This is a genomic window from Azospirillum halopraeferens DSM 3675 (assembly GCF_000429625.1).
Taxonomy (GTDB): Bacteria; Pseudomonadota; Alphaproteobacteria; order Azospirillales; family Azospirillaceae; genus Azospirillum; species Azospirillum halopraeferens.
In genome coordinates, this window is record NZ_AUCF01000001.1 from 498,071 (window position 1) to 511,556 (window position 13,486).

A 13,486-nucleotide genomic window follows, 5' to 3' on the forward strand; every position below is an offset into this window, starting at 1 on the left:
ATTCCGGGAACGGTCACGATGGAGGGATTCGGCCCCGATGGTTGGAGCACGCTATGGCGCGAGGCACGCCGCAAAACCCGAAACAGCGTTGCGCATGTTCTCGGGGACGGCGCATTCGCCGTCATCAACTGCGGCCGCACCGGGGCCAAATGGCCGCTGAATGTCGGGATCCACGCCCCTGCTGCGGGATGACCCGGTTCGGGCCTTATACGGACGGCATCGGAACGATGCCGTCCGCATGACCTTATCGATCAATGCATCGCATTGATCGGCTGGCGTTCACTGCCGGACGCCGGAGAGTGGTGATCACTCTCCGGCCGCATCGTACGGTTTCCGCCTGAAGGCATCAACCGTATGCCCGTTTCAATGAAGGCCTGCGGCCTTCATCTGTCGGGTTCGACGGCTTCCAACAGATCCTGCGGATCTGCCGGAGGCCGCATCATTCCCACTCGATGGTGCCGGGCGGCTTCGACGTCACGTCGTAGACCACGCGGTTGACGCCGCGCACTTCGTTGACGATCCGGTTGGACACCCGGGCAAGGAACTCGTGCGGGAACGGGTACCAGTCGGCGGTCATGCCGTCGGTGGAGGTCACCGCGCGCAACGCCAGCACATGGTCGTAGGTCCGCTCGTCGCCCATCACGCCGACCGTGCGGACCGGCAGCAGAACCGCGAAGGCCTGCCAGATCGCGTCATACAAGCCGGCCGCGCGGATCTCCTCCAGATAGATGGTGTCGGCCTTGCGCAGGATGCCGAGCTTCTCCGGGGTGATCTCGCCGGGAATGCGGATTGCCAGACCGGGGCCGGGGAACGGGTGACGTTTCACGAACGCCTCGGGCAGGCCGAGTTCACGCCCGAGCGCGCGGACCTCGTCCTTGAACAGTTCGCGCAGCGGCTCCACCAGCTTCAGCTTCATGCGCTCGGGCAGGCCGCCCACGTTGTGGTGCGACTTGATGGTCACGCTGGGGCCGCCGGTGAAGGAGACGCTCTCGATCACATCCGGATAGAGGGTGCCCTGGGCCAGGAACTCCGCCCCGCCGATGGTGTGGGCCTCGGCGTCGAACACCTCGATGAAGGTGGCGCCGATGATCTTGCGCTTCTGCTCGGGGTCGGTGACCCCCGCCAGCTTGCCCAGGAACAGATCGGCGGCGTCGGCGTGGATCAGCGGGATGTTGTAGTGGTCGCGGAACAGGGTCACCACCTCGTCCGCTTCGCCGGCGCGCATGAGGCCGGTGTCCACGAAGATGCAGGTGAGCTGGTCGCCGATCGCCTCGTGGATCAGGACCGCCGCCACCGAGGAGTCGACACCGCCGGACAGGCCGCAGATCACCTTGCCCGCCCCCACCCGGGAACGGATCGCCTCGACCGCCTGGCGGCGGAAGGCCGCCATGGTCCAGTCGCCCTTGCAGCCGGCAACCCGGTGGACGAAGTTGGCCAGGAGCTGCGCGCCATGCGGGGTGTGCACCACCTCCGGATGGAACTGCACGCCATAGAACTGGCGGGCGTCGTCGGCGATCGCGGCGAACGGTGCACCGTCGCTGACCGCCACCGTGCGGAATCCGTCGGGCAGCGCGGTGACGCGGTCGCCATGGCTCATCCACACCTGCTCGCGCGTTCCCGTCGACCACAGCCCGTCGAACAGCGCGCAGGTTTCCTTGACCTCGACGAAAGCACGGCCGAACTCCCGATGGTCGGACCCGCGGACCGTACCGCCGAGCTGCTGGCACATGGTCTGCTGGCCGTAGCAGACGCCCAGCACGGGCACGCCCAGTTCGAACACCACCTCCGGCGCCCGCGGCGCGTTGGCCTCGGTCACCGAGGCCGGGCCACCGGACAGGATGATGCCCTTCGCCGCAAAGGCGCGGATGGCATCGGCGCTCATGCTGAAAGGATGGATCTCGCAGTAGACACCCGATTCGCGCACGCGGCGGGCGATCAATTGCGTGAACTGGGACCCGAAATCGAGAATGAGGACGCGTTCGGCGGTCATGGCGGGCTCTTGGGGCTGCAAAGAGTGCTTATTGCCCCTCCGTCCGCCGCGGGTCAAGGGCCTTGAACCGCGGCGGAAAGGCGGCACGCCGCCGTCACCGCACTACCGCCCGCGGGCGCGGTCCACGGAATTGATCACCGGTGTGGCGCGCAGGGCCGCCATGATGTTGGTCAGGTGCTTCGCGTCCTTGACGTCGATGTCGATCAGCAGTTCGAAGAAATCGGTGTTGCGGCTGGTGATCTTCAGGTTGGTGATGTTGCCACCGTTCTTGCCGATCACCGTCGACAGGGTGCCGAGGCTGCCGGGTTCGTTGGCCACCACCAGGTTGATGCGGCCGACGTGCTCCTCCACCGTTTCACCGACATCCCAGGCGACATCGATCCAGCGCTCCGGGGTGTCGTTGAAACTCTCCAGCGTCTCGCAGTCGATGGTGTGGATCGTCACCCCCTTGCCGGTGGTGATGATACCGACGATGCGATCGCCCGGCAGGGGATGGCAGCAGCGCGCGTAGTGGACCGCCATGCCGGGGATCAGGCCGCGGATCGGCAGCGGCGCTTCCTTGCCCTTGGCCTTCGGCTTGGTCCTGACCAGCAGGGCCGCTCGGTCCTCAATCTCGCGCGGCGGCGGCTGAACGTGCTGCTTGTGACCGGGGAAGACGGCGTTGAAGACCTCGCGGCCGGAATGCAGGCCGGACCCCACGGCGGCCAGCAGATCCTCGGCCGAGGGCTGCTGGAAGATGCGGATGACGCCGTCCAGCGCCTTTTCGGTGAAGTCGTAGCCTTCCTGGCGGAACTGGCGCTGGAGGATGGCGCGGCCCAGTTCCACGTACTGGGCGCGCTGCTGGGTGCGCAGGAACTTGCGGATGCGCGCCCGCGCCTTGCCGGTGACGACGAAGCGCTCCCACCCCGGCACCGGCGATTGCGCCTTGGAGGTGACGATCTCGACCTGGTCACCGTTCTGCAACTGGGTGCGCAGCGGCAGCATGCGGCCGTTGATCTTGGCGCCGACGCAATGGTCGCCGACCTCCGAGTGCACGGCGTAGGCGAAGTCCACCGGGGTCGCGCCACGCGGCAGGGCGATCAGGTCGCCCTTGGGGGTGAAGCAGAAGACCTGGTCCTGGAACAGTTCCAGCTTGGTGTGCTCCAGGAACTCCTCGGGCTTCTGGGCGTGCTCCAGGATGTCCAGCAGCTCGCGCAGCCAGCGATACTCCCGCGCGCCTTCGCGCGGCTGGCCCTGCTTGTAGGCCCAGTGGGCGGCAACACCCAGCTCCGACACCTCGTGCATCTCGCGGGTGCGGATCTGCACCTCGATCCGGTTGCGCTCCGGGCCGATGACGCCGGTGTGCAGACTCTTGTAGCCGTTGGGCTTGGGCGTGGAGATGTAGTCCTTGAAGCGGCCGGGAACCACCGGGTAGCGGCTGTGGATGATGCCCAGCGCCTGATAGCACTCCCCCACCGTCTCCACGACGACACGGAAGGCCATGATGTCGGAGAGCTGCTCAAAGCTGACGTTCTTGAGCTGCAGCTTGCGCCAGATCGAATAAGGCGTCTTCTCACGGCCGGTGATCTGGACGTCGGGCAGTCCCTCGGCGTTCATGATCGCCGTCAGCTCGGCGATGATGCGCTCGACCCGATCCTCGCCTTCGGAGCGCAAACGGGCAAGCTGGGCCAGGATGGAGTCGCGGGCGTCCGGGTTCAGCTCGGCGAACGCCAGATCCTCCAGTTCGTCCTTCACCTGGTGCATGCCGATGCGCTCGGCCAGGGGCGCGTAGATCTCCAGCGTTTCGCGGGCAATGCGGCGGCGCTTCTCCGGCTTCTTCAGGTGGTGGAGCGTGCGCATGTTGTGCAGGCGGTCGGCCAGCTTGACCAGGAGGACGCGGATGTCCTCCGACATGGCCAGCACCAGCTTGCGGAAGTTCTCCGCCTGCTTGGCCTGCTCCGAATGCATTTCCAGCCGGGACAGCTTGGTGACGCCGTCGACCAGGCGGGCGATCTCCTTGCCGAACAGGCGCTCCAGATCCTCCAGCGTGGCAACGGTGTCCTCCACCGTATCGTGCAGCAGTGCCGTCACGATGGTGGCCGCGTCGAGCTTGAGGGTGGTGAGGATGCCCGCGACTTCCAGCGGGTGCGAGAAGTAGGGATCGCCGGAAGCACGGGTCTGTGACCCGTGGGCCTTCATCGAGAACACATAGGCGCGGTTCAGCAGATCCTCGTCGGCCGAGGGATCATAGGCCTTCACGCGTTCGACGAGTTCATATTGCCGGATCATCGGCCCCGACCCGGCGCCATGCGCGCCCCAATGGTGTCGCCAAGGCTATGCTTGTCTGAAAAGGCTGTGCTTGATGGATGGTGCCGCCGGGCCCGGCGCGGCAGGGGGCCGGAGCCCCCGCCGTTCGAAGGGTCAGGGACCGACGTCCCGGTCGGCGTCGCCGCCCACCACGTCGTCCTCGGTCATGTCGAAGGCCTCGCCCGGCTCGCCGTCCATGTCCGACAGCAGGTCCTCGCCCTCGCCCACCTCTTCGGCGTCGCTCATGGCGTCGTCATCACTCAGGGAGGTGTCGGCCTGGCCGGCCCAGCCATGCTCGCCAGCCATCAACTCGACGATCTCCTCCTCCGGCTCCTCGGCTTCGACGCGCTTCTGGTGGCCCTTGATCAGGGAGTTCTGCAACACGTCCACCGACACGGTTTCATCGGCGATCTCGCGCAGTGCCACCACCGGGTTCTTGTCGTTGTCGCGGTCGATCGACAGCGGTGCACCGGACGCGATCTCGCGCGCACGCTGGGCCGCGACCATGACCAGGTCGAAACGGTTGGGAACCTTGAGGACGCAATCTTCGACGGTAACGCGTGCCATGCCGCACCAACTCCGGATACCAAGAGGGCTTAGACTATATGGACCGCCCTTTTCCCGATCAAGGACAAAGGGGAGCGGGACATAAGGTCGCGTGCCGACATACCGCCCCGCGATCACGACGCCGGCCGCTCCGTCGGAGGTAGGTCAACCTCTTGCCGCTGGCAAGCCCACACCTTATTTTTCCAATCAGGACGGCCCCTGAATAGATGCCATCCCGCTGATATAGTGCCAATCCCATACGAAAGGATTCCCCATTGGAACGCACTTCCATATTGCCGAAAGACCTCAGCAGACTTTTTTATAAGGAAGAGCGCATCGCGATGTTCATCGACGGCGCGAATCTCTACGCGGCGGCGAGGGCTCTCGGATTCGACATCGACTACAAACGACTGCGCGACGGGTTTGCCGCGGAAGGACGCCTTGTCCGCGCCTTTTACTACACTGCGTTGGTGGAAGATCAGGAGTATTCGCCGATCCGGCCGCTGGTCGACTGGCTCGACTACAATGGCTATACGATGGTGACCAAGCCGACGAAGGAGTTCACCGACGCGTCGGGCCGGCGCAAGATCAAGGGGAACATGGACATCGAGCTGGCCATCGACGTCATGGAGATGGCCGATCATGTCGACCACATCCTGCTGTTCTCCGGCGACGGCGATTTCCGGCGTCTGGTGGAGGCGGTGCAGCGCAAGGGCGTGCGCGTCAGCGTCGTCAGCACCGTGAAGTCCCAGCCCCCGATGGTGGCTGACGAACTGCGCCGCCAGGCGGACACCTTCATCGAACTCCAGGATCTGGCCAACTACATCGCCCGCATCCACCACCACCGCGAACCGCCGTCCGGCCCGCCGACCGGCGCACCGCGCGCCGATGATGCGGGGGAGTTCGACGACGATCTCTGAACCGCCCGCCGATTGCGCCCGCTGCCCGCGGCTCGCCGCGTTCCGGGCGCAGAATCGGGTGGCCTTCCCCGGCTTCCACAACGCGCCGGTGCCGTCCTGCGGCACCGGCGCGCCGCGTTTGCTGGTGGTCGGTCTGGCGCCGGCGCTGAAGGGCGCCAACCGGACCGGGGTGCCCTTCGTCGGCGACCGCTCCGGCCTGTGGCTGCGCGACGGGCTGGCCCGCGTCGCCCTCGGCGATGCGGTGTGCCGCATCACCAACGCCGTGCGCTGCGTGCCCCCGGCCAACCGTCCGACGGCGGCCGAGGTCGCCGCCTGCCGTCCCTTCCTGGCCGCCGAACTTTCCGGGCCGGTGCCAATGCGCGCCGTGCTGGCGCTGGGCCGCGTCGCCCACGATGCGACGCTGGCGGCGCTGGGCCTGCCGCACCGCCCCCGCCCCTTCACCCACGGCGTCGAACACGCGCTACCCGGCGGTGCCGTGCTGGTCGACTGCTACCATCCCAGCCCGCAGAACACCCACACCGGGCGGCTCACGCGGGACATGTTCGATGCGGTGCTGGAGCGGGTGCGGGAGATCGTCGGTTAGGCGATCAGCGCGGAGTTGCCACCCGCACCCGCGTTGCCGCCATCTCCGCCGCCATGACCATGGCGCTGATCAGGCTGGCGGGATCGGCACGCCCCGTCCCCGCGATGTCGAGGGCGGTGCCGTGGTCAGGCGAGGTCCGCACGAAGGGCAGCCCCAGCGTCACGTTGACGCCGCTGTCGAAGGCCAGCGTCTTCACCGGGATCAGCGCCTGGTCGTGGTACATGCACAGGGCCGCGTCGTAGCGCGCACGGGCCGCCGCATGGAACATGGTGTCGGCGGGCAGCGGCCCCGCGGCGTCGATGCCCTCCGCCCGCAGGGCGGCCACGGCCGGGGCGACGATGTCCAGATCCTCCCGCCCCATGGCCCCGCCCTCCCCGGCGTGGGGGTTGAGTGCGGCCACCGCCAGGCGCGGGCGGGCGACGCCGAAATCGCGCGTCAGGGCGGCCGCCGTCACGCGGCCGCAATGAACGATCCCGTCGGTGGTCAGCGTCTCCACGGCACGGCGCAGGCTGACGTGGACGGTCACCGGCACCGCCCGCAGGCCGCCGCCGGCCAGCATCATCACCGGCTCCTCTGCCGACCCGGCGAGATGGGCCAGGTATTCCGTATGGCCGGGGTGCCGGAAGCCGGCGGCATAGAGCACCGCCTTGTGGATCGGGCAGGTCACCACCGCCGCGGCGCGGCCGGCCTGCGCCAGCGCCACGGCGCGGTCGATGGCGGCAATGACCGCGGCCCCGTTGGCCGGATCGGGCCGCCCCGGCTCCACCGGGGCCGGCAGCGGCAGCGGCAGCACCGGCAGAGCGGTGTCGAACACCGCCGCGGCCTCTTCGGGTTCGGCCAGGGCACGCAGCGGCACGGGGATGGCGATGCGGCCGGCCAGCGCGGCCAGGCGGGCGGGATCGTCGATGACGAAGAACGGCGGCACGCCGGCCTCCCGTCGCGCCGCCCAGGCCCTCAGCACGATGTCGCCGCCGATCCCTGCCGGCTCACCCATGGTGACGGCAAGGGGCGGCGCGGCCGTCACACCCGGTACTCCACGAACGCCGCGCGGCGCAGGTCGCGCAGGTAGCGGCGCGACAGCAGTTCCGCCCGCTCGCCCACCAGATCGTTGTGGATCTCCTCGCGGGTGGGCATGCGGGCCGGAGCGGCCTCCACCTTGACCGGCGGCGGCGCCGGCGGCTGCACCACCTCGCCGGGTATCATCGGCACGTCGCGCTTGCACACCATCAGGATCACCGCGCCGGCGGCGCTGGTCAGCACCGGGCTCGGCTCACCGATGGGAATGTTGACGACCAACTGCTGGAGCGGCCCCGGCATGTCGCGCACGCGCAGCGTGCCCATGTCGCCCGACGCGTCGTTGCCGATGGCCCTGGCCCGGGCATCGAAGGCGGCGCAGCCCTTGAGGGCCTTGCGCATCTCCTCGGCCTGTTTGGCGATGGCCGGGACCGCCTCGGGGTTGGGAGCCGGCAGGACGATCTGCTTCATCTGCACGGTGGCGCGGCGCAGGTCCGGCTTGGGGGGCGACTGCACCGGCGGCGGCGGCGGCGGGTTCAGCTCCATCTCCGTGGCGCCGGCGCCGATGGCACGGCGGTCGCGCAGGAACAGGATGTGATAGCCGCCGGCGCTGCGCACGGGCGGCGACATCTGGCCCGGCCGCATCTGCGACAGCGCCTGCGCCAGTTCGTCCGACATCTCGCCCGGCTGCACCCAGCCGATGTCGCCGCCGTTGGCGGCGCCGGCCGACTGGGAGAACTGGCGGGCCACCGCGGCGAAGTTGCCGCCGCGCCGGATCTCCTCCACCAGCCGTTCGGCGGCGCGGCGGACCTGCTCGTCCTGTTCGGGCCGGTCGATGGACAGGAAGATCTCGGCCACCCGGTATTCGGGCTTGCCGATGTTGGCCTTCAGGCGCTCCAGGGCGGCGTCGATCTCCTCCTCGCCGACGGCGATTTCCTGACGGATGCGGCGCTGCATGACCTTCTGCCAGGCCAGCGTGGCGCGCACCTGATAGGTCAGTGTCGACATGGACACGCCGCGCTGCTGGAGGAAGGACTTCAGCCCGGCCGGGGACATGCGCACCTGTTCGGCGATGCGGGCGATGCCCTCCTCGATCTCCTGTTCGGAGACGCTGACACCCAGGCGCCTGGCCTCCTGAAGCTGGAGGCGTTCGTCCACCAGTTGGCGCAGCACCTGCGGCAGGATGCGCTGGCGGGTTTCCTCGGTCTCGGAAACGCCGGCGTTCAGCAGGGACAGGCGCAGACGGGCCTGAACGTCGGACATGGACACCGCATCGTCGTTGACGACGGCGGCGATGCCCTCCAGCGCACGGGCCGGTGCGGCCGCCGAGGTGCCCGGCTTGGCCGACTGGGCCGCGGCGGGCAACGGTCCGGCTGCCACGACCGCGCACGCGGTCGCCAGCGCAAAAACGGACCGGACGGCACGCAGGTTCAGCATAGATGCTCCTGAACTTCCGAAATCGCGTTCTTATAAGGGCCCCGGGCCCACAGTTGCAACCCGGTCATGCGTCCCCGTCAGCCGTCCTCGAGATGAAGCAAGGCGGCGATCCCCAACAAAAGGCTGATTCCCGTCGGCATCCAGGCGGCCATCGGCACCGGTATGGTCTCGGACATTCCGAATGTCTTGATGACGTCGCTCATGACGAACAGAACGAAACCGGTGACGACACCGCCGGCCACCATCAGCATGGTGCCGCCGCGCCGCGGCAGACGCAGCGAGAAGGCGGCGGCGAACAGCACCATCGAGCAGAACAGCAGGGGCTGGGCCAGCAGGGACTGATAGTGCAGACGGTGGCGTGCCGCCGGGAAGCCGGTGCTTTCCAGGGTCGCGATGAAGCGCGGCAGGGCCCAGAAGGAAATGGTCTCCGGAGCCGCGAAGCTCTCCTCGATCGTCGCGCGGTCCAGTTCGGTGGAGATGACGTAGCTGGCCGCCCGCTCCGGATCGTCGCGGGGCCGGTTGATCACCGCGTCGCGCAGCTCCCATTGGCCGCTGAGCAGGCTGGCCCGGGGGGCGTCGATGCGGGCCAGGTACTCCATGGCCGCGTCGAATTCGAACACCACCACCTTGGTCAGCTCGAAGGTCTGCGGCTGCACGGCGTCCGCGTGGATGAAGAACTGGCGCCCGTCCTCGCCGCCCTGGCGCAGCCACAGCCCGGTGTTGGAGACGTCGAGCGTCGACGACCGCATCTTCAGATACCGGTTCTCCATCTGCTCGTACCGGGCGACGAACACCGCCCCCAGGGGGTTGATCACCGTCACCTTGAAGACGCCGATCAACGCCGCGGCCAGCAGGACCGGCATCAGGAACTGCCAGGCCGAGATCCCCACCGCCCGCGCCACCACCAGTTCGTGGCTGCGCGTCAGGCGCCAGAAGGTGAACATGGCGGCGAACAGGATGACGAAGGGGAAGATCTGCTGGCCGATCTCGGGCAGCTTCAGCAACGCCATCTCCACCACCATCCCGAACGAGATGTTGGGTTTGCTCGCGGCCCGGCGCAGCAGTTCGACCACGTCGAGCAGGACGATGATGCCGAGCAGCATCAACAGCAGCAGCCCGAACCACAGGACGAACTGCCGCCCGATGTAGCGGGACAGGGTGGGAGAGGAATACATGGCCTCGATCCTCCGGCGCCCGGCGAGCGCGGCTGGGCCGCTATGTAACCCCTCTGCCGCCCCCTGGCAACCCGTGCCGGCCGCTGCCAACGGGGTGCGCCTTGACAGCCGGGGGCGGAAGGGCTTTATGCGAAGGGGTGGCCGACCGCCATGCAGACAAAGGGAATGAGGGAGAGATGAAGTTTTCCTTCGCCAAGCCGGCCCTGCCGAAGACGGGTGCCGTCGTCGTGACCGTGTCCGCCGAGCGCACGCTGGGTCCGGCGGGTCAGGAGATCGACCGCACGACCGGCGGCATGCTCACCCGCGCCATGGAGGCCGGCCGCTTCACCGGCAAGGCCGAGGAGACGCTGACCGTGCTCGCCCCCGCCGCCCTCGACGCGTCGCGCGTCCTGCTGGTCGGGCTGGGCAAGGGCGCCGACGCCAAGGACCTGACGTTCCAGGGCGCCGGCGGCGCCGTGGTGGCGGCGCTGGAGAAGTCCGGCGAAACCGACGCCGCGGTCTGGCTGGAGGTGCCGGAAGGCTGTGCGGTGCCCGCCGGACAGGCGGCGGCCGAATTCGCCTTCGGTGGCCGCCTGCGCGCCTACCGGTTCGACAAGTACCGCACCACCGAGAAGAAGGACGCCAAGCCGTCGCTGAAGAAGGTGACGGTGATGTCCGACGCCGCCGACGCGGCCAAGAAGGCCTTCGCCCGCCTGGACGCGGTGGCGCAGGCGGTCTGCCATACCCGCGACCTGGTGTCGGAGCCCGCCAACGTCCTCCATCCCGAAAGCCTGGCCGAGGGGTGCCGGGAGCTGACCTCCCTGGGGCTCCAGGTCGAGGTGCTGGACCTGAAGAAGCTGCGCAAGCTGGGCATGGGCGCGCTGATCGGCGTGGCCCAGGGCAGCGCCTACGAGCCGCGCGTCGTCGTCATGCGCTGGGACGGCAACCCCGGTGCCGAAGACCCGAGCCCTGTCGCCTTCATCGGCAAGGGTGTCACCTTCGACACCGGCGGCATCTCCATCAAGCCCGCCGCCGGCATGGAGGACATGAAGTGGGACATGGGCGGCGCCGCTACCGTCATCGGCGTGATGCACGCGCTGGCCGCCCGCAAGGCCAAGGTCAACGCGGTCGGCGTCGTCGGCCTGGTGGAGAACATGCCGTCGGGCACCGCCCAGCGCCCCGGTGACATCGTGACGTCCCTGTCGGGGCAGACGATCGAGGTCATCAACACGGACGCCGAAGGGCGCCTCGTGCTCGCCGACTGCCTGTGGTACACGCAGGACACCTTCAAGCCGCGCCTGATGATCGACCTGGCCACCCTGACGGGCGCCATCATCATCGCACTGGGCAATGAACAGGCCGGGCTGTTCGCCAACGACGACGGCCTGGCGGATGCCCTTGCCGCTGCCGGGCGCGCGGTGGGCGAGCCGGTGTGGCGGATGCCCATGGGCGACGCCTACGACAAGGAGATCAACTCCGACGCCGCCGACATGAAGAACGTCGGCAACGGCCGCGGCGCCGGCTCGATCACTGCGGCGCAGTTCCTCAAGCGCTTCGTCCGGGACGTGCCGTGGGCGCACCTGGACATCGCCGGCGTCGCCTGGACGAAGAAGGACTCCGCGACCGTGCCCAAGGGCGGCACCGGTTTCGGCGTGCGCCTGCTGGACCGCTTCATCGCCGACAACCACGAGGGCTGAGACCCGCAGGAAGGGGCCGGCAGGGAGGAGCGAGGTCCGGATGAGCGAGGTCCGATTCTACCATCTCCAGCGGCAATCGCTCGAACAGGCGTTGCCGAAGATCCTGGAGAAGGTGCTGGAGCGCGGCTGGCGGGCCGTCGTGCTGGCCGGCTCGCCGGAGCGGGTGGACGCGCTGAACCAGCACCTGTGGACGTACGACCCCGCCTCCTTCCTGCCGCACGGCTCGGCGCGCGACGGCTTCGCCCCCGACCAGCCGGTCTGGCTGACCGCCGAGGACGAGAATCCGAACGATGCCACCGTGCTGGTCCAGGTGGACGGGGTCAGCAGCGACCGGCTGGCCTCGTTCGATCTGGTGTGCGACCTGTTCGACGGCAACGACCCCGACGCCGTCGCGGCGGCGCGCGGACGCTGGCGCCGTTGCAAGGACGGCGGGCACGCCCTGACCTACTGGCAGCAGAGCGAGCGCGGCGGCTGGGAGAAAAAAGCCTGAGCGCGGCCGTCCGCTCATGGAACCGTAACGACAAAGCCGTTGCTTTTCCTCCCACTTCTGGCGACCCTTGACGGCGCGGCACCGGAACGCGGTGGGCAGTGCAAGTGGCGGGAGGGCGCCGGCGGGCGGAACCATGACGGGCACCGAGATCCATCCGAACCTCGCGCGGGACGTCAAGGACTCCGCCATCCTGATCGTTGACGACAACACCTCCAACGTCGACCTTCTGCGCGAGATCCTGCACCACGAAGGCTACCGGCGGGTGCGCGGCGAAACAGACCCGCGCAAGGTGGTCGCCCTGTGCGAGGCGCAGCGCTACGACCTGCTGCTGCTCGATGTGCGCATGCCGCACATGAGCGGTTTCGACCTGATGGAGCGCCTGCGGGAGGTGCACGCCGGCGATTATGTGCCGGTGCTGGTGCTGACCGCCCAGACCGACCAGGAGACGCGCCGCAAGTCCCTGGAGCTGGGGGCGAGCGACTTCCTCACCAAGCCCTTCATCGCCTGGGAACTGCTGCACCGCGTGCGCAACACGCTGGAGATCCGCTCCCTCTACCGCCGCGTCGCCGAACAGAATCGGGAACTGGAGCAGCGGGTCGCCGAGCGAACGGCGGCGCTGAGTGCCGCCCTGGAGGCGGCGCGCGAGGGCGACCGCGCCAAGCTCGACTTCCTGTCGGTGACGAGCCACGAACTGCGCACCCCGCTCAACTCCATCATCGGATTCGCCGAGGTCATGGCCAGCCAGTCACTGGGGCCCCTCGGCCACCCCGATTACCTGGACTACGTGCGGCTGATCGAGGAGAGCGGCAAGGTGCTGCTCACCATGGTCAACAACATCCTGGATTATACGCGGGGCGCCTCCGGCGCCGTCGAACTGGCGGAGTCGGAGGTGGGGCTGCCGGCCCTGCTGTCCACCTGCTGCAACCTGATGCAGGCCAAGGCGCAGGCCAAACGCATCACGGTATGCGTCGCAGCCTGCCCGACCCTGGTTCTGCGGGCCGACCAGCGCCGCCTGCGCGAGATGCTGCTGAGCCTGCTGGACAACGCCATCAAGTTCACCGGGCCCGGCGGAGCCGCGTGGATCGGGGCTACCCGGGAAGCGAACGGCGTCGCCATCAGCGTCCGCGACGATGGTCCCGGCATTTCCCCCGACCTGATCGTCCGCCTGTTCACCCCCTTCACCCAGGGGGAACGGACGCTCGCCCGTGTTCACGAAGGCATCGGGCTGGGCCTGCCCATCGTGCGCCGCTTCGCCGAACTGCACGGCGGCAGCGTGGAACTGGACAGCGCACCCGGCAAAGGAACCGTCGTGACCATCCACCTCCCCGCCGACCGCATCCTCAGCGAGGGGTGACCCCCTCCCCCGCCG

At 68.5% G+C, this 13,486-nt stretch carries 11 protein-coding genes; 5 read left to right on the forward strand and 6 right to left on the reverse strand.

What is annotated here, in order from left to right; translation table 11 throughout:
- Positions 1-439: 439 nt before the first annotated feature.
- The 3 genes from guaA to rpoZ form a co-directional block, all read right to left on the reverse strand.
- Positions 440-1,990, reverse strand: coding sequence for a glutamine-hydrolyzing GMP synthase (guaA, locus tag G472_RS0102410; protein ID WP_029007089.1), 1,551 nt, complete (start codon positions 1,988-1,990; stop codon positions 440-442).
- A 102-nt stretch (positions 1,991-2,092) separates the two neighbouring features.
- Entirely contained in the window at positions 2,093-4,258 is a 2,166-nt protein-coding gene (locus G472_RS0102415; RefSeq protein WP_029007090.1) for a RelA/SpoT family protein, read from the reverse strand.
- A gap of 132 nt (positions 4,259-4,390) precedes the next feature.
- Positions 4,391-4,843, reverse strand: a complete 453-nt coding sequence (gene rpoZ / locus G472_RS0102420; RefSeq protein WP_029007091.1) for a DNA-directed RNA polymerase subunit omega — start codon at positions 4,841-4,843, stop codon at positions 4,391-4,393.
- Positions 4,844-5,163: 320 nt separating this feature from the next.
- Here rpoZ and G472_RS30840 point away from each other — a divergent pair, with 320 nt between their 5' ends.
- Together G472_RS30840 and G472_RS0102430 are read left to right on the forward strand one after the other, a co-directional pair.
- Positions 5,164-5,742 carry a LabA-like NYN domain-containing protein gene (locus G472_RS30840; RefSeq protein WP_051340194.1) on the forward strand — a complete coding sequence of 193 codons (579 nt, stop codon included), beginning with the start codon at positions 5,164-5,166 and terminating at the stop codon, positions 5,740-5,742.
- 58 nt (positions 5,743-5,800) lie between these two features.
- Entirely contained in the window at positions 5,801-6,325 is a 525-nt protein-coding gene (locus tag G472_RS0102430; protein WP_342667904.1) for a uracil-DNA glycosylase family protein, read from the forward strand.
- A gap of 4 nt (positions 6,326-6,329) precedes the next feature.
- Here G472_RS0102430 and pdxA read toward each other — a convergent pair whose 3' ends face one another.
- The 3 genes from pdxA to lptG form a co-directional block, all read right to left on the reverse strand.
- Complete coding sequence (pdxA, locus tag G472_RS0102435; RefSeq protein ID WP_029007093.1) at positions 6,330-7,349, reverse strand: 4-hydroxythreonine-4-phosphate dehydrogenase PdxA; 1,020 nt, start codon at positions 7,347-7,349, stop codon at positions 6,330-6,332.
- A complete protein-coding gene (locus tag G472_RS0102440; RefSeq protein WP_029007094.1) occupies positions 7,346-8,776 on the reverse strand; it encodes a peptidylprolyl isomerase in 1,431 nt (476 codons plus the stop codon). The genes pdxA and G472_RS0102440 overlap by 4 nt, the downstream gene beginning before the upstream one ends.
- A 77-nt stretch (positions 8,777-8,853) precedes the next feature.
- Positions 8,854-9,951 carry an LPS export ABC transporter permease LptG gene (gene lptG / locus G472_RS0102445; protein ID WP_029007095.1) on the reverse strand — a complete coding sequence of 366 codons (1,098 nt, stop codon included), beginning with the start codon at positions 9,949-9,951 and terminating at the stop codon, positions 8,854-8,856.
- Between the two features lie 176 nt (positions 9,952-10,127).
- Here lptG and G472_RS0102450 point away from each other — a divergent pair, with 176 nt between their 5' ends.
- The 3 genes from G472_RS0102450 to G472_RS0102460 all read left to right on the forward strand — a co-directional run bounded on the left by G472_RS0102450 (position 10,128) and on the right by G472_RS0102460 (position 13,471).
- Positions 10,128-11,627: a leucyl aminopeptidase gene (locus G472_RS0102450; protein WP_029007096.1), complete on the forward strand. Its 1,500-nt coding sequence runs from the start codon at positions 10,128-10,130 to the stop codon at positions 11,625-11,627.
- 40 nt (positions 11,628-11,667) lie between these two features.
- The gene (locus tag G472_RS0102455) at positions 11,668-12,117 is read left to right on the forward strand and encodes a DNA polymerase III subunit chi (protein ID WP_029007097.1); all 450 of its coding nucleotides are present in this window, start codon (positions 11,668-11,670) and stop codon (positions 12,115-12,117) included.
- 133 nt (positions 12,118-12,250) lie between these two features.
- Positions 12,251-13,471: an ATP-binding response regulator gene (locus G472_RS0102460; RefSeq protein ID WP_029007098.1), complete on the forward strand. Its 1,221-nt coding sequence runs from the start codon at positions 12,251-12,253 to the stop codon at positions 13,469-13,471.
- Positions 13,472-13,486: the final 15 nt, after the last annotated feature.